This window comes from Eudoraea chungangensis (assembly GCF_029360665.1).
In the GTDB taxonomy this organism is placed as follows: domain Bacteria; phylum Bacteroidota; class Bacteroidia; order Flavobacteriales; family Flavobacteriaceae; genus Eudoraea; species Eudoraea chungangensis.
On sequence record NZ_JARDUB010000004.1, the window covers coordinates 485,076 to 508,029 of the forward strand.

General features: G+C 38.8%; 22 protein-coding genes and 1 tRNA gene. 15 read left to right on the forward strand and 8 right to left on the reverse strand.

Translation table 11 applies throughout. The features are described 5' to 3' along the window. The first annotated feature begins 132 nt into the window (after positions 1-132). Genes PXG98_RS12130 through PXG98_RS12140 form a run of 3 tightly spaced genes read left to right on the forward strand, consistent with a single transcriptional unit; the run spans position 133 to position 2,596 of the window. On the forward strand, positions 133-984 hold the full coding sequence (locus PXG98_RS12130; protein WP_276391434.1) for a transketolase: 852 nt from the start codon (positions 133-135) through the stop codon (positions 982-984). A gap of 19 nt (positions 985-1,003) precedes the next feature. Next, positions 1,004-1,960, forward strand: coding sequence for a transketolase family protein (locus PXG98_RS12135; RefSeq protein WP_276391435.1), 957 nt, complete (start codon positions 1,004-1,006; stop codon positions 1,958-1,960). Between the two features lie 48 nt (positions 1,961-2,008). After that, a complete protein-coding gene (locus tag PXG98_RS12140; RefSeq protein ID WP_276391437.1) occupies positions 2,009-2,596 on the forward strand; it encodes a porin family protein in 588 nt (195 codons plus the stop codon). 70 nt (positions 2,597-2,666) lie between these two features. Here the strand turns inward: PXG98_RS12140 and PXG98_RS12145 are convergent, their stop codons facing one another. Then, on the reverse strand, positions 2,667-3,617 hold the full coding sequence (locus PXG98_RS12145) for an FKBP-type peptidyl-prolyl cis-trans isomerase (RefSeq protein ID WP_276391439.1): 951 nt from the start codon (positions 3,615-3,617) through the stop codon (positions 2,667-2,669). Between the two features lie 77 nt (positions 3,618-3,694). On the opposite strand from PXG98_RS12145, the gene PXG98_RS12150 reads away from it, so the two are divergent. Genes PXG98_RS12150 through PXG98_RS12160 form a run of 3 tightly spaced genes read left to right on the forward strand, consistent with a single transcriptional unit; the run spans position 3,695 to position 5,143 of the window. Beyond that, the gene (locus PXG98_RS12150; protein ID WP_276391440.1) at positions 3,695-4,066 is read left to right on the forward strand and encodes an RNA-binding S4 domain-containing protein; all 372 of its coding nucleotides are present in this window, start codon (positions 3,695-3,697) and stop codon (positions 4,064-4,066) included. Beyond that, positions 4,053-4,634 (forward strand): methyltransferase domain-containing protein, encoded by a 582-nt coding sequence (locus tag PXG98_RS12155; protein ID WP_276391441.1) that lies wholly within the window; start codon positions 4,053-4,055, stop codon positions 4,632-4,634. The genes PXG98_RS12150 and PXG98_RS12155 overlap by 14 nt, the downstream gene beginning before the upstream one ends. A gap of 11 nt (positions 4,635-4,645) precedes the next feature. Beyond that, positions 4,646-5,143, forward strand: a complete 498-nt coding sequence (locus PXG98_RS12160; protein WP_276391443.1) for a phosphoribosyltransferase family protein — start codon at positions 4,646-4,648, stop codon at positions 5,141-5,143. On the opposite strand, the gene PXG98_RS12165 is transcribed toward PXG98_RS12160, so the two are convergent. After that, positions 5,135-5,650: a shikimate kinase gene (locus PXG98_RS12165; protein ID WP_276391445.1), complete on the reverse strand. Its 516-nt coding sequence runs from the start codon at positions 5,648-5,650 to the stop codon at positions 5,135-5,137. The two genes, PXG98_RS12160 and PXG98_RS12165, sit on opposite strands and share 9 nt — an antisense overlap. Positions 5,651-5,800: 150 nt before the next feature. On the opposite strand from PXG98_RS12165, the gene PXG98_RS12170 reads away from it, so the two are divergent. From PXG98_RS12170 to PXG98_RS12205, 8 genes are all read left to right on the forward strand, one after another. Next, a tRNA-Lys gene (locus PXG98_RS12170) sits at positions 5,801-5,873 on the forward strand. Positions 5,874-6,101: 228 nt separating this feature from the next. Continuing rightward, entirely contained in the window at positions 6,102-7,313 is a 1,212-nt protein-coding gene (locus PXG98_RS12175; RefSeq protein ID WP_276391446.1) for a site-specific integrase, read from the forward strand. A gap of 455 nt (positions 7,314-7,768) precedes the next feature. Next, positions 7,769-8,212: a hypothetical protein gene (locus tag PXG98_RS12180; protein WP_276391447.1), complete on the forward strand. Its 444-nt coding sequence runs from the start codon at positions 7,769-7,771 to the stop codon at positions 8,210-8,212. Between the two features lie 522 nt (positions 8,213-8,734). Then, a complete protein-coding gene (locus PXG98_RS12185) occupies positions 8,735-9,313 on the forward strand; it encodes a Crp/Fnr family transcriptional regulator (RefSeq protein ID WP_276391449.1) in 579 nt (192 codons plus the stop codon). Between the two features lie 68 nt (positions 9,314-9,381). After that, a complete protein-coding gene (locus tag PXG98_RS12190) occupies positions 9,382-10,602 on the forward strand; it encodes a hypothetical protein (RefSeq protein ID WP_276391451.1) in 1,221 nt (406 codons plus the stop codon). A 12-nt stretch (positions 10,603-10,614) separates the two neighbouring features. Then, positions 10,615-11,811, forward strand: a complete 1,197-nt coding sequence (locus tag PXG98_RS12195) for an alginate export family protein (protein WP_276391452.1) — start codon at positions 10,615-10,617, stop codon at positions 11,809-11,811. A 259-nt stretch (positions 11,812-12,070) separates the two neighbouring features. Continuing rightward, positions 12,071-13,180, forward strand: a complete 1,110-nt coding sequence (locus PXG98_RS12200) for a hypothetical protein (protein ID WP_276391454.1) — start codon at positions 12,071-12,073, stop codon at positions 13,178-13,180. A gap of 54 nt (positions 13,181-13,234) precedes the next feature. Next, complete coding sequence (locus tag PXG98_RS12205; protein ID WP_276391456.1) at positions 13,235-13,993, forward strand: flavodoxin family protein; 759 nt, start codon at positions 13,235-13,237, stop codon at positions 13,991-13,993. 855 nt (positions 13,994-14,848) lie between these two features. Here the strand turns inward: PXG98_RS12205 and PXG98_RS12210 are convergent. From PXG98_RS12210 to PXG98_RS12235, 6 genes are all read right to left on the reverse strand, one after another. Then, entirely contained in the window at positions 14,849-15,082 is a 234-nt protein-coding gene (locus PXG98_RS12210; RefSeq protein ID WP_276391459.1) for an ABC transporter permease, read from the reverse strand. 294 nt (positions 15,083-15,376) lie between these two features. Then, the gene (locus PXG98_RS12215) at positions 15,377-16,315 is read right to left on the reverse strand and encodes an alpha/beta hydrolase (protein WP_338150245.1); all 939 of its coding nucleotides are present in this window, start codon (positions 16,313-16,315) and stop codon (positions 15,377-15,379) included. A gap of 35 nt (positions 16,316-16,350) precedes the next feature. Next, the gene (locus PXG98_RS12220) at positions 16,351-17,970 is read right to left on the reverse strand and encodes a carboxylesterase/lipase family protein (RefSeq protein WP_276391461.1); all 1,620 of its coding nucleotides are present in this window, start codon (positions 17,968-17,970) and stop codon (positions 16,351-16,353) included. 40 nt (positions 17,971-18,010) lie between these two features. Further along, positions 18,011-19,849, reverse strand: a complete 1,839-nt coding sequence (locus PXG98_RS12225; RefSeq protein ID WP_276391462.1) for a glycoside hydrolase family 3 protein — start codon at positions 19,847-19,849, stop codon at positions 18,011-18,013. A 123-nt stretch (positions 19,850-19,972) separates the two neighbouring features. After that, positions 19,973-20,893, reverse strand: a complete 921-nt coding sequence (locus tag PXG98_RS12230; protein ID WP_276391463.1) for a sugar phosphate isomerase/epimerase family protein — start codon at positions 20,891-20,893, stop codon at positions 19,973-19,975. 4 nt (positions 20,894-20,897) lie between these two features. Continuing rightward, positions 20,898-21,677 (reverse strand): NUDIX hydrolase, encoded by a 780-nt coding sequence (locus PXG98_RS12235; protein WP_276391464.1) that lies wholly within the window; start codon positions 21,675-21,677, stop codon positions 20,898-20,900. A gap of 219 nt (positions 21,678-21,896) precedes the next feature. Between PXG98_RS12235 and PXG98_RS12240 the strand changes: the two genes are divergently transcribed. Beyond that, a complete protein-coding gene (locus PXG98_RS12240; protein WP_276391465.1) occupies positions 21,897-22,943 on the forward strand; it encodes an alpha/beta hydrolase in 1,047 nt (348 codons plus the stop codon). Positions 22,944-22,954: the final 11 nt, after the last annotated feature.

Sequence of the window (22,954 nt, forward strand, 5' to 3'; positions counted from 1 at the left end):
ATACTCAAGTGTCTGGCAAAAAGTTCCCAACATAAAAATAAAGTTTACCGTAACTCCTGAACGTTAATAAAATATTATAACTAGGCTTGTGCAAGCAAAAGATTGCTAGTACTTTTGAACGCGTTAAAACAAATGACTATGCCAAGCACAAAGGAATTGGAAGACATGGTATCTCAAGTGAGAAGGGATATCGTTAGAATGGTACACAAAGTAAATTCTGGGCATCCCGGCGGATCCTTAGGTTGTACCGAATTTATGGTTGCTCTCTATAACGAAATTATGGATAGAAATCCAGGTTTTGACATGGATGGTAAAAATGAAGACTTGTTCTTTCTATCTAACGGACATATCTCCCCGGTATATTATAGTGTTTTGGCTAGGGCCGGATATTTCCCGGTAGAAGAGCTTAATACTTTTCGTCTTATTAATTCCAGACTTCAGGGACATCCAACTACCCATGAAGGCCTACCAGGTGTTAGAATAGCCTCAGGGTCATTAGGCCAAGGGATGTCTGTGGCCATCGGAGCTGCTCTGGCTAAGAAACTAAATAAGGATTCACATTTGGTATATAGCTTGCACGGAGATGGAGAATTACAAGAAGGGCAAAACTGGGAAGCCATAATGTATGCTGCGGGCAACAAGGTAGACAACTTGATCGCAACAATTGATAATAATGGCCAGCAAATTGATGGGGCAACTTCGGACGTTTTGCCAATGGGCGACATACAAGAGAAGTTCAATGCCTTCGGATGGGATACAATTAGAGTTAAAGAAGGAAATAAAATTGAATCGGTAATTGCAGGGTTAGAAGAAGCCAAAAAGAGAACCGGCAAAGGAAAACCCGTTTGTATGATTTTAGATACTATTATGGGTAATGGGGTAGATTTTATGATGTATACACATGCCTGGCACGGGAAAGCCCCTAACGACGAACAATTAGCCAATGCGCTAGGTCAAAATCCTGAAACCTTAGGTGATTATTAAACCAAATTCCAAGTAAACCATGAAAAAATATATAGATCAAGGCAAAAACGATACAAGAAGTGGATACGGCGCAGGAATGACCATTCTTGGAAGAACTAACCCTAAGGTAGTAGCGCTGTGTGCAGATTTAGTTGGGTCCTTAAAAATACAAGAGTTTATAGATGAGAATCCGGAACGCTTTTTCCAAGTTGGTATCGCAGAAGCCAATATGATGGGTATTGCAGCCGGACTTACCATTGGGGGTTATATCCCTTTTACTGGTACCTTTGCAAACTTTTCTACTGGAAGGGTATATGATCAAATAAGGCAATCTATTGCTTATTCAGGTAAGAATGTAAAAATTTGTGCTTCGCATGCTGGTATCACCTTGGGTGAAGATGGCGCAACACATCAAATTTTAGAAGATATAGGATTGATGAAAATGCTTCCTGGCATGACTGTTATTAATCCTTGCGATTATAATCAAACCAAGGCAGCGACTATTGCTATTGCCGAACACGAAGGTCCTGTATACCTAAGGTTTGGACGTCCTAAAGTTGCAAATTTCACTCCTGTCGACCAAAGCTTTGAAATAGGCAAAGCCCTTATGTTAAATGAGGGAAATGACGTAACAATAGTTGCTACAGGTCATTTAGTCTGGCCGTCTTTAATAGCCGCGGAAAATCTTGAAAATCAAGGTATTTCTGCCGAAGTTATTAATATTCATACCATAAAACCTTTAGATGAAAAAGCCATTTTAGAATCCGTAAAGAAAACAGGTGCTGTAGTGACCGCCGAAGAACACAATTTCTTAGGAGGTCTTGGAGAAAGTGTTGCTAGAACCTTAACTAGCCAATTCCCCTGCCCTCAGGAATTAGTTGCCACCCAAGATACTTTTGGTGAGAGCGGTACACCGGATCAGTTAATGGAAAAATACGGTCTAAATAATAAAGCCATAGAAAAGGCCGTTCTAAGAGTTTTAAAGCGTAAGGCATAGCCAGAATATTTTTTGGGTTTTCATTATGCCTTATAAAACAGAGACATTATGAAAAAAGCACTTCTTACCACCGTTTTCGCATGTATTTTCTTTACAGCATTTGGTCAAAAAAAATCAGGTTTTGGATTAAAGGCCGGTCTTAATTACAGTTCTAACGGCGATTATATTCAGGCAGTTAACGAGGCTATTCAAAATCCAGATGCGAATGTTGGCTACCATTTTGGAGTCTTCGGAAAGCTGGGAAATCGATTTTATTTAAGACCTGAAATAGTCTACACCCACACCCAGGCAGGCTACGCTGATGGAGATCTAAAAATAGACAAATTAGATGTCCCCGTTCTTGGGGGCTATAGTTTCTTAGGTTTTGTAAATGTATTTATAGGCCCTTCTTTTCAATACATCCTCAATTCTAAATTTAGTGGGATCTCTCTTGATAATATAGAAAGTAATTTTACCACTGGTCTAAACATTGGGGCAGGTATAAATCTAGGAAAGGTTGGTCTAGAGATAAGATACGAAAGAGGGTTTAGCTCTAATGAGGCACTATTTATTAATACCAATATTACCGATTTGCCTGTTAGCCGTGTAGATCTCCGGCCAGAACAAGTGATATTTAGTTTGTCTTACATGTTTTAAATATAAAGACTACAAAAGCAGAAACCCAGGTTGAACCTGGGTTTCTGCTTTTTAATTATTTGTTGAAATATTAAGAATTATCTCTGTCTAAATAGTCCGGTATTCCATCTCCATCTGTATCCGGAAAGGTAATTGTCCCATTGGCATCAATAATTATTTCGTCTCTCGTGGGGGTGCCATCCTGATCGTCATCGGAATCTATATGATTGGGCAGAAAACTAAAGCCTGTTGTTCTTTCTTGTTCCAAATCCGTATTATCATTAGCCAGAATACCATCGTTATTTAAATCCTCCATTATGGAAGGTATACCATCGTTATCGTAGTCTGTGTTTTCTTCATATAGGCCGGTGTTAACCTGGAAAATAAGAGGATCGTATAGATCAATACCACTTCCTATAGGGGGGTTATTAAAATATGCCAAACCAGAAGGAATAAATATTAATCCCACCCCACTACCTTCAATTTCAAATGTCCCATCAGGAAAAGTAGCTACATTTTCCCCTACATTAAATTTGGTTACACCTACCGCATAGCCTCTTAGAAAAAAGGGAAGATATTGCCAAGAATACGTAGTACTCCCGTCGAAAACCAAACCGTTTAACAAAGATCCTTCATAGGAAGTAAATGTAGAATCAGCTATCGTCGGACTCCCTCCTACTCCATCTCTGGCAGATAAATAATACAAAGTGTGATCTACCGTTACATCCTCTTCCAAATTGAAAAAAGAAGACTCCACGGCCAGGTTAACACTAGATACTTGCTCTATCATAGGAATGTTTCCATCTCCTTTGATCAAGGTATCCAGCACTATTTTATAGTCAAAACCTGCCGGAGGGTTCTGAAATTCTTCATAGTTGTAATAATGTGTTTCCAGATATTCTCTAATATCTGCATCATTCTCGGCTTCCACTTCAGCCATAGGCCGAGGAGGAACAACTGGTATTGTATTATCATCATCATCGCTACAAGACTGAGCGAACATTAGTACTAGAGTAAATACTAGGGCTACTCTTTCCTTCATAGAATTCATTTTAAAGGCCGCAAGATACAATTTTCCCCTATTTTTGTAGAAGTAGTTAACAAAGATTTACACTTGCTATGCGAATAGATAAGTATTTGTGGTGTACCCGCTATTACAAAACCAGAAATATGGCCACTGAAGCCTGCAAAAAAGGACAAGTGCAGGTTAATGGGAAAATAGCAAAGCCATCAAGAAATGTATTCCCCTTAGAAGAAATAAAAGTTCGTAAGAAGCAAATATTTTATGAACTTACGGTTATGGACATTCCTCCAAGTAGAGTGGGTGCTAAATTAGTAGACATTTACAGAAAAGATACTACTCCAAAAGAAGCTTTTGAAAATAAAGAATTACAGGACTTAAGTCAGGAATACTATAGAAAAAAAGGAGAAGGTAGACCTACCAAAAAGGACAGAAGGGATATAGAAGATTATTTGGATGAAGTTGAATAAAGACTATTGGGAAAGGCGCTACGAAGAAAATAAACTAGGCTGGGATATTGGAAAAATATCCAGTCCATTAAAAGAATATATTGATCAACTTAAAAACAAGGAGATCAAAATATTAATTCCTGGGGCGGGGAATGGATACGAAGTTGCTTATTTGGTCCAAAACGGTTTTAATAATGTATATATCGCCGATCTAGCCCGGCAACCTATAGAAAATCTACAAAACAGAGTCCCAACTCTTCCTGCGAATAATTTTTTTTATGGAGATTTCTTTGACTTACCAAACTGTAAGTTCGATTTAATATTGGAGCAGACCTTCTTTTGTGCACTACATCCTAAAGACAGGGAAGCTTACTCCCTTAAAATGTTAGAACTATTAAAAACTGGTGGAAAGTTGGTGGGACTTCTATTTGATTTTCCCTTAACGGAAGATGGCCCTCCTTTTGGTGGTTCTAAAGAAGAATATTTGGAATATTTTAAGAGTAGATTTACAATAAACGTGCTTCAAAGATCTTATAACTCTATTCCACCAAGAGCTGGTAAAGAACTGTTTTTTATCTTTACGAAATAAATCTGATTATCATGCAAAATAAAATTCTCTCCCACGAGCAAATTCAACATAAAATTAGAAGAATAGCCTATCAGATTTACGAATCAAATGTTACAGAAAAAAAGATTATAATAGCAGGAATAGTGGGTGGTGGCCTTAACTTTGCCACAAAATTAAAAGAGATATTGGAAGATATAACCGAGGCAGATATTATTTTATGTACCGTATTAATGGATAAAACAAACCCACTTAAAAGCGGTGTTACCACTTCTCTGGAAGAAAAGCAATATAAAAACAGGCCTGTAGTCTTAGTTGATGATGTCTTAAATTCGGGTACAACTTTAATTTACGGCGTTCATCATTTTCTGAGAACACCCTTAAAGCGACTTAAAACGGCTGTTTTAGTAAATAGAAATCATAAAAAATATCCGGTAAAGGCAGATTTTAAAGGTATTTCTCTGTCTACCTCCCTGCAAGAACAAATTATTGTAGAGTTTAAGAAGCAGAACGATGCTGTGTATTTAAACTAAAGAATTTTGCACTTCTGTACTTATCATTTGTACCGTTTTATCATCACAATTAATGGTTTTATGTGCTCTGGAATAAAAAGGACTTCTCTCAAAAAGATGTTTTCCAATAAACTCTGGCATTTCTTCTGTAGATAGATGAGCAATTAACGGACGAGATGCTTTCCCGATTGAAAGTCTTTTGACTAAGGTTGGAATAGAACATTTTAGATAAAAAACCCAGGGGGTTGCTTTAAGTATTATATCCATATTATTACCATAACAGGGTGTTCCACCACCAATAGAAAATACCATGTTGTCTAAACTATCAAAGGCTGATTGTAATAATTCTGATTCTTTCTTACGAAAGTAAATTTCTCCCTTCTCTTGAAAAATCTCAGGGATAGATATTCCTAAACTGGATTCGATATAAGAATCCAAATCTAAAGATTGAAGTTTTAAACTTTTTGCAAGAACACTACCAACGGTTGATTTACCACTGCCCATATATCCCAATAAAACAATTTTCATGGTGAAATTTTAGGCTAAAATCCATTAAATAAGCAGGAATTCAAAGAAATACTAAATTTATCTATCATTGGGCTTGAAAAATTAATTAATGATAGTATATTTGCAGCCGCTAAGGATGAAAAAATAGTTTTCATCTCTTATTGAAATTCTGACCTGGTAGCTCAGTTGGTAGAGCATCTCCCTTTTAAGGAGAGGGTCCTGGGTTCGAGCCCCAGCCAGGTCACTTTACGACCTTCATAATTATTCAAAAAGTCTGTAAATCGTTGATTTACAGACTTTTTTATTTTTTCTAGTATCATTTGATATCAAAAAGAAGCATTTATCGCGGTGCCCTATTCGGTGCCCCATTGCACTATTCGTAAATAGGGCACCGCGACAGTGTTAAAATAATTGATAGTCAATTGTTTACAATAAAATTTTAACATTTTAGAAAATAGAAAAAAGTAGTCTTATGGAAACAAATTCTTTCGCAATTCTCTGTTATATCAGAACAGGCAAACTAGACAAACTAGGTAATGCCCCTATTTACATTCGAATTACCGTAAATACCAAACGTGCTGAATTCAGCATAAAGCGCAAAGTACAACCAAAAAATTGGTGCTCAACTAGGGGCAGAGTAAAGGGTTCCAGCTCCAAAGCAAAATCATTAAATCATTTTATTGATGAGTTAGAGTCTAAAGCTTTTAATATTCATGCCAAGCTAATGACCAAAAAGAAACCTTTTGATGCCGAATTGATTAAGAGGAAACTATTGAATATCGAAGAAGCACATAGAACCCTGCTCCAAATTTATGATGAACATAATTCACAAATCGAAGAACTCATAGGTCTACATTATTCTTATGGTGCCTACAGAAGACATATACGAACCAGAAACCATCTTCAAGACTTTATCAAGCAGGAATACAAACGAGAAGACTATTTTGTAAAAGAAATCGATTTAAAGTTCATCAATCGGTTTCATCACTATTTGATAACAAAAAAGTTTGGCAATCAAAATACAACCACCAAATATGTTGTAAACTTCAAGAAAATCATGAGAATTGCCTTTGCCAATAACTGGGTCAACAAAGATCCTTTCTTTCATTGGAAAGCTAAGTGGAAGAAAGTAGAGCGAGAAGTATTGACCGAATTGGAACTCCGCACTATGATGGAAAAGGAGTTTAAAATAAAGAGGCTTGAACAGGTTCGAGACATTTTCGTTTTTTGTTGCTTTACAGGATTGGCCTATACGGATGTCCAAAAATTATCAAAAAATCATATCGTTTTGAAAATGAACGGAACTCGATGGATAAAAATCAACCGTTCTAAGACAGATTCTCGAAGCACTATTCCCCTACTCCCTGCTGCTGAAGAAATAATAAATAAGTATGCCGATCATCCCATTACCTTGCAAAATGGTTTGTTACTTCCAGTTATAAGTAATCAAAGAACAAATGCCTATTTAAAAGAGATTGCCGACCGCTGTGACATGGAAAAACATCTGACGTTTCATTTGGCCAGGCACACTTTTGCAACCACAGTAACCTTAGCCAATGGTATACCCATTGAATCCGTTAGTAAAATGCTAGGGCATCAATCATTAAAGACAACACAGATTTACGCAAAGGTCATTGACCATAAATTAAAACAGGATATGGACAAACTAAGAGGAAAATACTAAAATTCAATCGAAGTTTTAGCTAAATTTTGTAAGCGTATAGTTAAATCGTGGCAGAGAGCTGAAATCCTACCCTAATCCGTTATAAATCAATATTTTACAATTTAATATTCAATATAGGACACCTAAAAGGACACCTATCGCAGCGTTTTGACGCTTTCGTACTATAAAGATAGAAAAGAAGTACCATACAATTACAAATCATTTCAAATTTAATTGGTCGTTTAAGTGAAATGCCTTGGTCTCGTAAAAGGTGAATAAATGAAACTATTAAAAAAAACCAGAAATGGGACACTCCCATTCAAGTTTCTCCGTTCCAGGAAACGTCCTCGTAAAATGGCCGTTTTATAGAACTTTTTAGCTTGAGAAAACTATTGGACTAAATTGCATATTTTTATTGTACGTATAATAGATATATGTTCAATGATCATATACAATTGTTGTAGCACATTTGAAAAATGAAAGAAATACCAATAAAGAAATACGTTAGGTATTTATTTGGAATAATGATTCTTGTATTTGTTTTAAACAAATTTTACCTGAGACCATTTGTATTGGAAAATGAACTACCATTACCTTTTCAAATAGTTGTTCTTTCAATTCCGAATTTCATCGAAGCAATAGTAGGAACGTTTATCTTAACGGGAATTTTATTGCAACTGAAGGAACAGTTCAGTAAAACACTAGGTAATGTTAAGGACAAATATCTTCATCTAATAGCAGTTGGAATAGCCGCCATTTATGTTTTATCTCAGGAATTTAAATTTCATAATCTTGGAGGAAATAACGTCTATGACCTTTATGACGTAATTGCATCAATTATTGGATTATCACTAACTTTTGGATTAATTCAAGCTTTTGGGTTTGTAAAAGAATCAAAAGCTGAAAAATTAAACCCGTAAAATAAAAACGTGCTACAACACAACCTCCAATGAAAAGCCCTAGCACAGTTCTATAAGACCAACCATTCTTGGGACTTAGTTAATTTCCGAAGTACGTTTCATGAAGCGGCCGTTTTATGGACAGTTATTTTTCCGCCTCCAATTCTTTGAAAGTTAAATTGAACTATCATAGTTGGATAAAACACATATGTGTTTTATCCGCTATATTTGGTGTATAATGAACATATATTCATTATACCTACGATGTCATTAATATGAATAAAGTCCTGATTTTCTTTTTTATTCTTTCCTCAACTATAGGGTTTTCTCAAAATTCATTGATTCCCAAAATTGATTGGAATGGAACAACTGAAAACGAAAATCAATATGTGGATTTGCTAAAATTAAAAGACAGAGGTTCTTTAATTATAAAAATTGCTTACTCAAGTTATTGGACAAAAGAGGCTAGCGGAAAATATATTATCTTCAAACTAAGTATCAAACATACGAGCTAAACCGTTGTGCACAATTGACAAAAAATGAATGAAATACCCAACCTTATATCAGGACTTAAACAAAACAATTGACTTATCCATTGAGGCATATCAAGATGTGGAAAATAGATTGGTCTTAAAATCAATAGCGAAAAATGAATATGTTATAAGAGAGGGACAGGTAATTCGTTTTTTACCTTTTATAAATAAGGGCTTGATGGTAAACTATCGGCTAGATGATGAGGGAGAAAGGCATGTTATTCAAATACGTGGCACCGGAACCTGGTTAGGAGATATTTATAGTTTTTTCTCTGGTAATCCCAGTGCATTCAATATACGTGCTTATCAAGATACGGAGTTACTCATGATTAATCATCAAACTTTTGAATACATTACTAAAGAGTATCCTGTATTTGAAAGGTATTTTCGACTAGGGCTTCAACAGGCCTATGTAGAAACACTTGATAAAATTTATAACCTGCATAGTCTCAGTGCAGAGGAAAGGTATTTAGAGTTAATTGACAGTCATCCTTCTCTATTAGATGATGTGCCTCATTACCTCATAGCATCTTACCTTAGTATTAAACCACAATCTTTAAGTAGAATTAGAAAAAAAATCAGCGATTAACATAGGTGAATGGAAACCAGTTTTGAAGGTTTTTAATTTACTCATCAATTCTAAAAAAAAAAGAAACGATGAAGAAATTAAACCTATTCGTATTGGTTACATTGTTAACCTTTGGCATTAAAGGTGCCTATGCCCAATCTGTAGATGCACTTGGAGCGCTTGAATTTAGCCCAATGGGAATTTTATTTGCGGGAGATAATCTCTCTGGATCTATTCATGCATTTGATCTCAGTTCAGAAGCAAAATCTGATAAAAAATTTGAAATCAATGTTTACAACGTAGATGCCCAAATAGCTGCGATTTTAGGTACTGCACAAAACAATGTACAAATTAACGACATGGCTGTGCACCCAGTTAGCGGTGAAGTATATCTTTCGGTAACCCGAGGACACGGTATGGATGCCTTACCTGCTCTAGTAAAGGTGAATGCTGCTGATCTTGTTGAGAATGTTGACTTAGAAACTGTAAAAAAAACGACTCAAGCCCTCACCAATTTACCTGATGGCAATAAGCAATTTGTCTTAAGAGGTACAATGGCACCTCCTACTACCAAAGAAATTGCTAAATCGAAGCGCCCTATGCGCATGCTCTCTATTCTTGATATGGAGTATTTCAAAGGGGAACTATTTGTTGCCGGAATAAGCAATGAAGATTTTTGTTCTGTTCTGCGTAGAATGTCTTATCCATTTAATGGTAAAGAGAGCATTAGCAATATTGAAATGTATCATATCGCACATGACGAATATGAAACTCGGGCGCCAATTCGCTCTATGTTAGTAAAGAACATTGATGGTGTAGACCAAATGGTAGCTGCATACACCTGTAGCCCTGTAGTTTTAATTCCATTAACGGAGTTAAAGGATGGCGCTAAAGTAAAAGCCAATACTATAGGTGATATGGGAAATGGACAGCCTATAGACATGGTTTCATTTAACATGATGGGGAACGAAATGCTATTTGTGACGAATAATAGTAGAATGCCACAAGTCATTCCTTTAGGTGGTCTTAACAAAGCTAAAGTGGTGAACGAAAAGGATTTTGAGAGAGGGCAAAAAGCAGATTTAGGCCCAGAGCTACCTTATGGTCCTATGGGAAAAGCAGTCATGTTTGCTGGATCTTCGCTTCAAATTGATCTACTGAATGAAGGACAATTCGTTTCCCTTACAAGAGATGCACTAACGGGTAGTCTAGATTTGGAAACGACTTATACAATGTTTCCAAACAAGCTGAATAACCTGACTGCCGAGATGGATTTCCCAGGGTATAAACCACCTACAAATAATAAGTAAGCTAAAGCAAAGATGCGTTTCGGTTTATTATTCATTTTGTCAATATGGATAGGCTCAGGAGTTGTAGCACAAATTTCTTCTGAGCCTGCTATTAATGATAGTTTGGAAGAACCTCCTTATTACAAACTATTCAGAGCGGAAGAGAACTATCAGTATCTAAAGGACAAAGAAATCTCACAGTATAGAAAAGATTATCTAGACGCCGTTAAGTTCATTGGCCTAAACTCATCTAAATCGATTCATTTAAGGTTCGGAGGAAGTACGCGATTCAGATCAGAGTATTTTTCAAATAGGAATTGGGAAGATGAAGATCAATTGTTCTATTCACAGCGTTTGACATTGCACAGTAGTCTTTCTATTACAAAGCACGTCCGTTTGTTTGGAGAATTGTACCATGGACTAGTAAGTTTAGAAGAGGAGGAATTTACCCAGTCAGACCAACTGGATTGGCATCAGGGTTTTCTAGAAATTAAATTCCCAATTAAACAACATCAACTGGACTTTAGGTTTGGGAGACAGGAATTGGCTGTAGGTGCTAATCGGCTTATTGGAATACGTGAAGGTCCGAACATCCGAAGAAGTTTCGATATGGGAAAGATCTTGTTTCAAACGAAAAAAGTAAAAACAGAAGCATTTTTTGGTCATGAAGTACAACCATTGTTTGGTTTACTTGACAATGCATTTTCTCTATTTGATTCAGATGCACAAAATCCGAAGTTATGGGGAATTTACTCCCAATTTTTCCTGAATGAGAAATCTGGAAAAATTGAAGCTTACTATTTAGGCTTTGAGTCAGTGCAATCTTTTTTCAATGATGCCAGCGGAAAAGACACGCGTCACACATTGGGCATCAGAAGATTCGGAAAATTTAGAAAAAAACTTCGATATAACACCGAACTGATGATTCAATTTGGTGAAACCGGAGGTAAAACTGTCTTGGCCTGGGCTTTTGAATCTGACTGGCATTATCAATTTATAAACAAAAAATGGAAACCAGAGCTAGGCATTAAGTTGGATATAATTAGTGGTGATGATACAAATGGAGACGATAAAATTCAAACATTTAGCCCACTATTCACCAATCCTGGGTATTTCAGCCTCGCCGGAGTAGTGGCGCCTGTCAATTTAATTGAATTTCACCCTTCGGTTTTAATCCATCCCTCAGAAAAACTGAGCATTTATATTGAGTGGGCATCCTTTTATAGGTAAAGTGTTGCAGATGGTCTGTATTCTCCACCACGTTTTCTCAATAGAGAAGGACAGGGCCTCAATGAGCGTTTTATTGGGAACCAATTCGGTTGCAAAGGAGGATATGAAATAGACCGTCATTTGAGTTTCGATTTAGACTTCAGCTATTTTATAGCAGGTGATTTTTTAGAAGTCTCAGGTAGCCATTTAAATCTGCTACATGTAGCTCCTACCCTAACCTATAAATTTTAAAATCAAGCAGCTTATTTAAACAATGTACATGAAGGAAATTACTAGAAAAATCGGTATCTTTTTTAGCATATTATTCATGCAGCTAGGTAGTCTTGGCCTAAATGCACAAAGCACCGCTGGGCTTATCCTGCCAGATACGATTGGCGGAACAGTTCAACTCCAAATATCTGGTTATACTAAAGAAAATGTTGGAACTGAAACATTGGCTGTTTTTTTACAAAACCAAACAGGTGAATACAACACAAATGCCATACAGGGCAGTTACAAAACCGAAGGAAAATTTTTAATGTTCAAGCCCTATTTCCCTTTTGAAATTGGAACGGATTACATCGTCAAAACAAGAAGAGTGCGTACTGACAATGAATATCACTACCAAACTTTTAATCTAGGAGAAAAGAAGTCTGCAGGAGAATCAAAAGTCATGCGTATATTTCCAGAAGCCCATCAACTTCCTGATAACATCTTACGCTTCTATATCTATTTCAATACGCCAATGAAAAAAGGACAAGCATTGGATCATATAAAATTGATAGATGCCGAAGGAAACATTGACGAACATGCTTTTATGGAATTCAAACAAGAGTTGTGGAGTGCAGATGGCAAACGCTTAACCCTACTATTCGATCCAGGTCGTATTAAAAGAGGGGTTTCGACCAACTTAGAACGCGGTCCAGCTCTACTAGAAGGCAACCCATACACACTTAAGATTTCTTCCTCTTGGCAAGATGTTTATGGGCAACCCTTGAGTTCAACTCATAAAAAAGAAATTCAAGTAGTAAAAGGATATCGGCAACAGTTAGCATTGAATGATTGGAAACTTACTTTCCCTTTGGCAAATAGTCTGAATGCGTTGATCATTGATTTCGATCGGACTATGGATCATGCCTTGCTACAATCCATGCTTAAATTGGTTGATTCATTGGGTAATAATATTTCAGGGAAATGGGAAGTGTCAAAAGAGGCCGTGTCAGTGCAATTCATTCCTGAGAGTCAATGGAAAAAAGGAAATTATCAAATTATCATCGACAGTCGCTTGGAAGATGTGGCAGGGAACAATCTCCAAAATTTATTGGACTACAATAGCAAAACTGTGGAGAACAATAATCAGCTGTATGAGACTATTACCGTTGAACTTTAACTAGGCATTTGCAATTAAAATTTAAGAAGAAATAAAAATCAAATAACAAATAACATGAGTGATCAATTAAATGAAATAACTGCAAAGCAATGCAAAAATGCACCAGCAGCGTATAATGACTTAAAAGTTCTTTTTCTGAACTGCACGTTAAACAGAACTCCTATATTATCTCATACAGAGGGACTTATAAAAAAAGCACAAGCAATCTTTGAATCAGTTGGTGCGTCTACGAAAATCATGAGACCAGTAGATTATACGATCCCTGCAGGATTAGGATTAGACATGTCCAAAACGGATGAATGGGATAAGGATGACTGGCCTCTTATTCAAAAGGAAGTGGATGCCTGCGATATACTTATTCTATGTACTTCGGTTTGGCTTGGCGAAAAATCTTCTGTGTGTAACCGCACATTAGAGCGGATGTATGGATATACGCATCAATTCAATTCCAAAGGGCAATACAGAGATTATGACAAAGTTGGCGCAACATTAATTACTGGAAATGAAGATGGTGTAAAGCATTGTGCCATGAATATTCTATTTTCATTATCTCATATAGGTTATACTGTCCCACCTCAGGCTGATGCTGGATGGATGGGAGAAGCAGGTCCTGGTCCATCGTATATGGATGAAGGTTCTGGAGGGCCAGAGAACGATTTCACCAATCGAAACACTTCATTTTTAGTATGGAACTGTCTGCACTTAGCCAGAATGCTTAAAGACAATGGTGGAATACCTGCTTTTGGTAATCAACCTAATGAATGGCAAGCTGGATGCCAAGCAGGAATGGATAGTCCAGAACATAAAGGATAGATGATCTTTTAAACGTATTTTCTTTAGGCTTCAGATAAGACAGCGTGTAATTTTTTACCGCTGTCTTTTTATGTTGGCCGCAATTTGTCAGAATATAAATAATTTCAGTTATCTTGAAATTACTAAAAGTCATTAAGAAGAAAAGTGCACAACAAGGTGTAAAAATGCATTGAAACGCATTTTACACAAGACGTTGTAGCACATTCAGCTGAAGCTGACTTTAGGTGCTACGTGCTTCGCACTCCCACACCAAAAGAAATGTGCTACAATGACCTGCTAAACCAAATTGCTTGGCACTGACAGCTACATACAGCTTCTAGCTGTCCGCTCAAGCGGCTAACGTGCCACAACAGTAGCTAAAAGCAATTTGGTCCGTCAATTTTTATTCCCAATACCACAAAATCCAAAAGATACGACCGCTAACACGGTCTTCTTGGCAACTATCATTTGAAACCTCCAAACTTCCCTTAAGTCAGATTTTCAAACGATAGTTGGGGGATTTTGCTATATTTCCTTAAAAATCACCGAACTGCGTTTAGCAGGTCATTAAAATCTATTATTTCCATTAGCCCCATAAAACGAACGTTTTTCGTTACTACTTCTGTATTACTTGGGGTGTATTTAAGCCCACGATAATTTAGACTTTATCAAATACCGTTTACAATTAATCACAAAAGAGATTCACAAATCTGTGCTTTAAAAGGACTATCCAGTGAGTAAAATTTTTAAAGATTGAATAAATGCAGAGCCAATAGCTTGATAACTTATAGTGTGCAAGGCAATGAGCAGGGCAATCCCCCCAGACCCTAAGAAAGCTTCCCATCCAATGTCGATTTTATATGCAAAATCCTCTAATCAACGATTCATTAGATACCAACCGATAGGAATGGCGATGGCAGTTGAAATAAGAATTAGTTTCATAAAGTCCCAAGTCGATAGTTTGTAAATACTTCGAAAGGGCAGACCCAAAACAATACGTATGCTGATTTCCTTTTTCCTTTGCTCGACCATAAAGGCCGATAGTGCGAACAAACCCAAACAAGCCACGAAAATGGCGAATAGGGCAAAGTTGTTGAAGATCTTGCCCATAGTTCATACATCTTTCTGCATTTGTGCAAATCTTTGGTCTAAAAAACCATAACTTAAAGCCTGGTCGGGTACGTTACAGTCCCAATGGCGGCGATGGCCGACAATCCACATCTACGTTCCCCGAACTGATTTTTATTGCAACGGTTCCGATATCGTTTCCAATAGTAAAGGCAACGGGCGTAATGCCTTATATGGATTCTACAGTATTTATTATAAACATATTTGTAGCAAATTACCCGCAGATGGCCAATGATAGCCTATATCTTTCCATTTGGTATCAAAACCAAAAGTGTATCATTCCACTGTATTATCCGATTGAAAACCATTTACATTTAACCAGTGTGTAAAAGCATCGAACCAGCGATTACTTGTACGGTTTGGGTTTCCAAGACCAAAACCATGGCCGCCATTTTGATACAGATGGAATTCTACGGGAATACCGGCTTTATGCCATGAATCAACAACCCCGAACTGCCCCCTAAAAAGAAAGTCATCAGTAGCAATTACGTTGAACATGGGCGGAGCGTTTTCTGGTACCTCAACAGGTCCCATGCCCCCGTAAATAGGGCCTATAAAAGCTAATTTCATAGTTTTCGAATGAAGTGTTGAATGCATTGTAAGTCCTGCCCCAGCCGAAAAGCCGATCATTCCTATTCTATTGGTATCAACACCCCACTCCTCGGCACGATCGACAATCATCGCATAGGCCGCTTCAGCATCCTCAAGTTGGTTTGACAAGTCCCATTGTCTTGGGGGTACAGGTGCTTCTTCCTTTTCATCATCAGAAGTTTCGGCAGGTGCAGGGCGCGGGCGGTTCATCCATGCCGTAAAATCATCAAGTGAGTCTGCCGTAGGGTGCAGACGATATTTAAGTACAAACGCGGCATAACCTTTTTTTGCGAGTGCCTCAGCTACTTCCCACCCTTCGTTACCCATGGAGAGCCATCTGAAACCACCACCGGGTGCCACGATGACCGCTGCTCCGTTGGCCTTGCCGGGCTCTGGAAGGAAAGGCGTCAAAGTCGCTTTTGTAATATTTCTCGCCATAGGGTCGCCCCACTGTTTAAACCAGGATTCTGACGCGGGTTGGTCATCGACCCCACCAGTGTTGAGTGGGATGGCATTTGGCTCCGAAGGGGCTTCAAGCGGGTAGATGGTTCCGTCTTGTGCAAAGGCCGATATGGCAAAGAGCGATAACGTTCCGAAAATTGCGGATTTAAATTTGTGTAACATAGTGTGTCGCTATAATGATTTTAATTAAGTTATGTCTAATCTCCAGTTACGATTGAAAAAAGCTCTTTGTCCAATTGCGGTTTCACTTCACAAGTCGTATCAAAATGCATGGTTGCCGTGTTAGAAGGATTATAAGCTGGCCATTCGGGCAAACCGGAATGATTAGGATTGCCGGTCTTTGCAAAATTTATCCAAGCTCGGCTGACTTTTTCGGCCAATTCATGGGCTTCTAGTCCACCACCGGTCATGTGGTTCGCCCGTGCTACATTGTCAAATACAAAGGGGATTTCCATACAGTGCACGGACTTATATTTTCCATCAAAAACCGGGGACTGCCAATCGAAGATATACATATAGACCGGTGCGCCCCCCTCAAGCGCCGATTTGTCATTGGCCTGAGCCACAGCCCCTGGGCGGAACATCGTATCCACATCGATCAGATCTTTTGGCGAGCTATCGTTCGGGTAGGCCTTACGTACCGCTTTTATATAATCATCGGCTTTATCTTTCCATTGTTCTTTAATATGTGAAAGAATCTCTTCTTCGGAAGCTTTTGCGAAACGCATGTTGGCAAAGGGTGCAAATTCATTTTTGGTCGTGCCGATCAACAAAGGTATGTTCTTTGAAAGCTCAAAGGCCTCTTTTGAAAACAATTGATGGGGAAGGTCTTCGCCATCGACGCTCGGACCCCAACCCAAACCAAAGCCCGTGATCGGCTTTCCTTCAGCCTTCATTCTTTCTTCAATGGTTTTAAGTGCCTTCGTTCCTGCCGTCGCAAGTTTATCAAAGGGAACGTTCTGAAGGCTATCCACCTGATTTGCGGTAAGACCCAACTCGGCCAAAACTTGGGCCCCTATGGACTGAGTATCTTCCTTTTCAAGCATACCCGTACGGAAAGAACCACTTTGGTTAACCGCTTTGTGAAACAGGCCCTTAGCTTTGGGCATTGCCATCAAGGTGTTTACTTTGGCGCCGCCACCTGATTGGCCAAAAATCATCACATTATCGGGGTCGCCACCAAAATTCGAAATATTGGTTTTTACCCATTCAAGGGCTGCTACCATGTCTAGAATACTGTTATTCGCCGAATGTTTGTAATTTTCACCATAAGCGGAAAGGTCTAGGAAACCCAGAACATTCAAACGATGGTTGATCGATACCACGACCACATCACCTTTCTTACTCAAGTTCTTTCCGTCATAGGAAGGTAACTCTTGACTGGATCCTGCGGTAAATCCACCTCCATGGATCCAAAAAAGTACGGGTCTTTTTTTTCCATCATCGATACTTGGCGTCCAAATATTGAGACGTAGGCAATCTTCGTTCGTATATCCCCAATCGTGGTGGAAGACAAACTCGGGCTCGTCCTGTACTTGGGTAGTCGGAGTAACCAAAGGAGCAACAGGGCCGTAGGTGGTCGAACTTCGCACACCTTCCCATGACGCTGCTTTTTGGGGAGGCAGGAAGCGCTGGGCTTGTGCATAAGGTATGCCCTTGTATATATAAGTATCGTCTTCTATATAACCGCGCACTTTACCAGATTCGGTTTGGGTCACGGCCACGTTTTCCCCCGTTTTGATTTCTGATTGTGCCGAAAGGGTCGACAAGTTCCAGAGGATAAAAATTGTGATGAGAATGGTTAATTGATTTTTCATTTTCTTCTTTATATGGTTATTATATTTAGTAAACTACAGATTATTTATAGGTCAAGCCATGCCGAAATGCATATAACGGATCTTTAGAATCATGAGGTACGTCTTCCATTTGCGCTTCCACAGCTTCAACGCTAGAAGGTATTTCAATAGGCAACTTTCCGGTCGGTTTGAATTTTCCGAATAATAGCTCGATCAATATATCATCCTGACAATCAAAGTCGGCGATCATTGCTTTGCTCTCAGCATTGATTTCAGGAACAATAGAGGGACGGTTCATGGTCATGATTGAAATCGTAGGCTTGGTTTTTATCAAATCGAGCATTGCAGTTTTTTCATTTTCCGGAAAATCCAATCTCCCTTGATGAAAGATTTTTTCCAAAAAATAATCCGTGTCCGTAACGGGAGTAAATGGTGTTCCGAATTTCAAGATAATTACGTCGGCCTCTTCGGGGGTTTCGGCTATAGTGGCATATCCCTCGAACCCTTTGGTGTCCATGCCTTGGGCATATACTTTTATGTTCTGGGACAGTGGCAGAATGTTCTCGTCGTTTTTCAACAGCACCAATGATTTGCGCTGGGCTTCCCTTCCTTTCTCTTTAAAGGTTTCGTTCTCAAAGACTTTTAAGTTTTCCTCATTGCGGTACGGATCATCAAAAAGACCGATGACGAACTTATCGTGCAAAATCCTACGAACCGAGGCATCAAGTCGCTCCTCTGTGACACTTCCCTCTTTGACCAACTCTACCACGAGGTCGGCACAAGATTCTCCCCCTAACATATCAACGCCTGCATCAAGAATTTTTTTGATACGTTCTTTTGCAGAAAGTTCTTCAACACCCCATGCCGAAGCTTTCTTTGCCGGATTGTCGGTAACCAAGCCCCAATCGGTGGATATGACCCCCTTATAACCCAATGAATCGCGAAGCAAATCCGTAGTGATTTCCTTATTGTACCCAAATGCTACTTGCTCATCGGTAATACCAACTGGCACTCCATAATAGAGCATGATTTGAGCCGTTTTCGCAGGAAGGGCACCCTCAACGAAAGGTTTTAGGTGGTAATCGAACATCCCTCCTGGGTACACCTGTTCTTTCCCCGTTTCAAAATGGGCGTCCCACCCATCCTTTTGAGGGCCACCGCCGGGAAAGTGTTTGGTCATGCAAAGCACACTTTCTTTGCCTAAATTTTCGCCTTGGAAGCCTAAAATGTACGCCTTGGTCAGTTTGGCGCTCAAGTCGGCATCTTCACCAAAGGTGGTATAGGTTCTGAACCAACGTGGTTCCGTTGCCAGATCGGCCATGGGATGCAAGGCCAAACGAATACCCACAGCAGTATATTCTTGTCGGGAAATATCGCCGAACTCACGCACAATATCGGCATCTCCAATTGCTCCAAACCCTAATTCGGAGGGCCATCGGGAATGATATCGATTCTCTCCGGCGGCTTCGCTAAAACGGATGCTATGTCGCGGGTCGGAATAAAAGGTTATTGGAATTCCAAGGCGGGTACCTTCAGCAATTTTTTGCATACTATTATTTATTTCCAGTAGGTCTTTTGCTGATGGTGCCCCTGGCATATCGAGATGGTTGATCATCACTTTTGTAATCAGCGAATCGACCCTTCCCATGTTTTCGCCCATGTCAATTCCGGAGATGGCATTGAATAACATTCCCGCCTTTTCTTCAAGGTTCATTTGGCCAAGCAAGTCGTCAATTCTTTCTTCCACGGAAGCAGTACTATCTTCATACGCATCAAGCTGTCCATTCTTGTTAAGGTCTCTATAATTGCTGTTTTGGTCGGCCTTTTGGTTGCAGGATACAAAGGCTAACGCTATTAAAAGAAAGCTAGCCATGTTCCTATATTCCTTTGAAATATTCATGTGTTTCCGGTTTTTATTAAACATAGAAATGTAGCATTTTAAGGTTTTTTCTCTACTTAAAACCCGTCAACGTCAATTTTGGATGGGTCAACGGCATGCTTGTCGCAAAGAGGGAATTGTCGGTTATTCAAAGCCAATTTCCTTCAGCCCTTCGTGACTAATTTTGATGGCTTCCAGCGGTTCCAACCCATCAAGGGTCATGTCTTGTTCTACCATATAGTACAACATTCCTGATCTCTCTTTTTGGTCCAATATGCTGTTGAAGTCAATATTTCCTTGACCTACTGGGGCAAACCTACCTTGGTCATCCATGTCTTTTACATGCCAAATCTTAAATCTGCCTGGGTATTTATCAAAATATGCAACTGGATCGGCACCGGCTTTTGTTACCCAATATAGATCCATTTGAAAATTCACCAATTCTGGATTACAGTTCTCCAATAGATAATCTATAATTACCACTCCATTGTCATTTTTCATAAATTCAAAATCATGGTTATGGTACAATAATTTTAAACCTGCCTTATTGGCTTTTTCGCCTAAGGTGTCTAAAATTTCAGCTAACTCTGCAGCTGTACCTTTCATATTCATAGTCCTGTTTTCCATGTTAAAAGTAAACATGCCCATTGGTGGAACAGGAATGACAAAATATTCAAAACCTGCGGCTTTAACATCGGCCATCATTTGGTCCGCATTTTCCATAGTCACCGAACCTTGATGCGTGCTGACCGGACTCAGTCCAATTTCGTCCAAATAGGATTTGAATTCTTCTGGAGCCATTTCATAGAACTTTCCATCGGCATAGCTCGCGGCTTCTATATTTTCGTATCCGGCATCGGCCACAGCCCTCAAGGTTTCTTTGGCATTCTCGCCCATAGCATCGCGCACGGTATAGAGGGCCAGGCCCCCAAAATTTTCAACGGCAACTTCTTGTGCTTCCATAGCTTCTGAAGCCTCTTTTGATTTGTCCGCTTTTTCCTTGCACGAAACGAGAGCTCCACTTATCGCAAATACGAAAATTGAATTTAGGATTAATTTTTTCATAGGTTTAAATTGTATTTTTAATTGTTTGATGAGTAATTTCGCTCGAAGCCTTTTGGTCAGTTTGAACGGTTTTGAAACTATACAAATACGGTGCCTTGTGGGCCCCGCCTGCGAACAGCTTCTCATGGCGCACTAAAATATCCTTGCTCAACATTTTCCGCTGAAAGGTAGTTCGGCGCAGTTTCTTGCCAAGAATCTCCTCATACACTTTTTGCAATTCTTTCATGGTAAACTTTTGCGGTAAAAGCTTCATGCCGACCAATTTCTTGTCAAGGTTATCCCTTAAAATTTCCAATGCTTTTTCGGTTATTTCTTGATGGTCCATCATTAAAGGAGGCAACTGATCCAGAGGATACCAACTGATGGAATCGGAAAGTTCATCAGGTTTGGGTTCCACATTGTTAAAATTAATTAGAGCATAATAAGCGATGGAAACGAACCGGTCGAGCATCCAGTAATCATCTTCTACATCATAGTCGTTGGCCTCAAGAATCGTACGCATTATTTCAGGGGCAGACCGTGACGAACTACCAAAGGTGTGGAACTGTTCCAAATAAATATTATCCAGACCCGTTCGTTCCTTCAAACCCCTCATGACGGCGTCGTCAACATTCTCATTGCGTTTTACAAAACCTCCCGGCAGCGCAAAAAATCCGGTATTTTGGTATTCCAAAATAAGAATTTTAAGCTGTTGCCCATTAAAACCAAATATGACGGAGTCATAGGCCAAATGGGGCATAAACTCCTCAATTGAAGGTAATTGCTTTTTTTTATTTGGTGCCAAAAAGGATATTTTTTTCAAAAGAAATCTAAAAATCCGTAAAAACAAAGTATTATTGTAATAAAATGAGACAATAAAATAACGAAGAATTTGGTTTTTTACTTTTAATTACCTCAAATGAAAATATTTAATGATTAATGGCCATATGATTTCTCGAATATTCCGGATTGTAATCTCAGTAGTAGCTATTGGTTTCTGAGGTTCAACAAAAAATAATTATCTATGAACTATATCAAAATTGTAGCCACGATATTACTGGTTAGTTGTTCTATCCTTGTCGGCTATGGGCAGGAAAAAAAAGGTTCAATCGTTCTTGATTCCATTTATTCAGAAAATTTACAAAATAGGTTTGGTGAGAATTCGACCCGTGGGGTATCGGTATACCTTCCGCCAAACTATGATAAAACTACCGACCGATATCCGGTCATCTACTTTCTACATGGTTTTACGGCCGATCACACCCTTCTCGAATCGATGACGGAAATTCTTGATTATGCGATTACCGCAAATAAAATTAGACCGTTCATTATGGTAGTGCCGGACCAAAAAACTACATATGACGGTAGCTTCTACAGCAATTCAGAGCTTTTCGGAAATTGGGAGGACTTTACAACATTCGATCTTGTCTCTTATATAGACAAGAACTATCGTACCATTCCGAACAAGGAAAGTCGGGGCATTACCGGCCATAGTATGGGCGGTTATGGAGCACTTAAAATTGCAATGCACCATCCAGATATTTTTAGCACTGTCTATGCCATTAGTCCAGGTGCTTTGGCCATTGTGCGAGAATATGGCCCTAATAGTAACACTTTTAAAGAATTATCAACGATTAAAGATTATGATGCGCTGAACAAAACATACTTTGGAAAAGTCATGGTCGCATTCGGAAGGTCATGGTCTCCGAACCCTGATAAACCTCCCTTTTACTGTGATTTTCCCTTTGAGTATGATGATGATGACTTAACCGTTCACCAAGATGTACTAAAAAAATGGCAAGACAACATGCCTTTGCATATGATTGATGACCATATTGAAAACTTACAAAAACTCAAGGCCATTAAATTGGATTGGGGCAGAAATGCCGGCGATCGTTTTACCATTCAATGTAAAATGTTCAGTCAGCGCCTGGAGAATGTTGGCATTCAACATTTCGCAGAGGAGTATATTGGTACCCATGTAAGTGGAATTTATACGAAAGATGGTCGAATTCCACAGCAGGTACTCCCCTTTTTTGATATGTATTTACAATTTGAAACCAAAAACTAAATTGCAGTAAT

Excerpts from the sequence above, each read along its gene's own strand:
- PXG98_RS12210 (WP_276391459.1), bottom strand. The coding sequence starts at position 15,082 with ATGGGCAAGATCTTCAACAACTTTGCCCTATTCGCCATTTTCGTGGCT.
- PXG98_RS12180 (WP_276391447.1), top strand. The coding sequence starts at position 7,769 with ATGAAAGAAATACCAATAAAGAAATACGTTAGGTATTTATTTGGAATA.
- PXG98_RS12215 (WP_338150245.1), bottom strand. The coding sequence starts at position 16,315 with ATGTTACACAAATTTAAATCCGCAATTTTCGGAACGTTATCGCTCTTT.
- PXG98_RS12160 (WP_276391443.1), top strand. The coding sequence starts at position 4,646 with ATGCAAAATAAAATTCTCTCCCACGAGCAAATTCAACATAAAATTAGA.
- PXG98_RS12175 (WP_276391446.1), top strand. The coding sequence starts at position 6,102 with ATGGAAACAAATTCTTTCGCAATTCTCTGTTATATCAGAACAGGCAAA.
- PXG98_RS12150 (WP_276391440.1), top strand. The coding sequence starts at position 3,695 with ATGCGAATAGATAAGTATTTGTGGTGTACCCGCTATTACAAAACCAGA.
- PXG98_RS12230 (WP_276391463.1), bottom strand. The coding sequence starts at position 20,893 with ATGAAAAAATTAATCCTAAATTCAATTTTCGTATTTGCGATAAGTGGA.
- PXG98_RS12220 (WP_276391461.1), bottom strand. The coding sequence starts at position 17,970 with ATGAAAAATCAATTAACCATTCTCATCACAATTTTTATCCTCTGGAAC.
- PXG98_RS12145 (WP_276391439.1), bottom strand. The coding sequence starts at position 3,617 with ATGAAGGAAAGAGTAGCCCTAGTATTTACTCTAGTACTAATGTTCGCT.
- PXG98_RS12200 (WP_276391454.1), top strand. The coding sequence starts at position 12,071 with ATGAAGGAAATTACTAGAAAAATCGGTATCTTTTTTAGCATATTATTC.
- PXG98_RS12135 (WP_276391435.1), top strand. The coding sequence starts at position 1,004 with ATGAAAAAATATATAGATCAAGGCAAAAACGATACAAGAAGTGGATAC.
- PXG98_RS12130 (WP_276391434.1), top strand. The coding sequence starts at position 133 with ATGACTATGCCAAGCACAAAGGAATTGGAAGACATGGTATCTCAAGTG.
- PXG98_RS12205 (WP_276391456.1), top strand. The coding sequence starts at position 13,235 with ATGAGTGATCAATTAAATGAAATAACTGCAAAGCAATGCAAAAATGCA.
- PXG98_RS12240 (WP_276391465.1), top strand. The coding sequence starts at position 21,897 with ATGAACTATATCAAAATTGTAGCCACGATATTACTGGTTAGTTGTTCT.
- PXG98_RS12190 (WP_276391451.1), top strand. The coding sequence starts at position 9,382 with ATGAAGAAATTAAACCTATTCGTATTGGTTACATTGTTAACCTTTGGC.
- PXG98_RS12155 (WP_276391441.1), top strand. The coding sequence starts at position 4,053 with ATGAAGTTGAATAAAGACTATTGGGAAAGGCGCTACGAAGAAAATAAA.
- PXG98_RS12185 (WP_276391449.1), top strand. The coding sequence starts at position 8,735 with ATGAAATACCCAACCTTATATCAGGACTTAAACAAAACAATTGACTTA.
- PXG98_RS12225 (WP_276391462.1), bottom strand. The coding sequence starts at position 19,849 with ATGAATATTTCAAAGGAATATAGGAACATGGCTAGCTTTCTTTTAATA.
- PXG98_RS12165 (WP_276391445.1), bottom strand. The coding sequence starts at position 5,650 with ATGAAAATTGTTTTATTGGGATATATGGGCAGTGGTAAATCAACCGTT.
- PXG98_RS12140 (WP_276391437.1), top strand. The coding sequence starts at position 2,009 with ATGAAAAAAGCACTTCTTACCACCGTTTTCGCATGTATTTTCTTTACA.
- PXG98_RS12195 (WP_276391452.1), top strand. The coding sequence starts at position 10,615 with ATGCGTTTCGGTTTATTATTCATTTTGTCAATATGGATAGGCTCAGGA.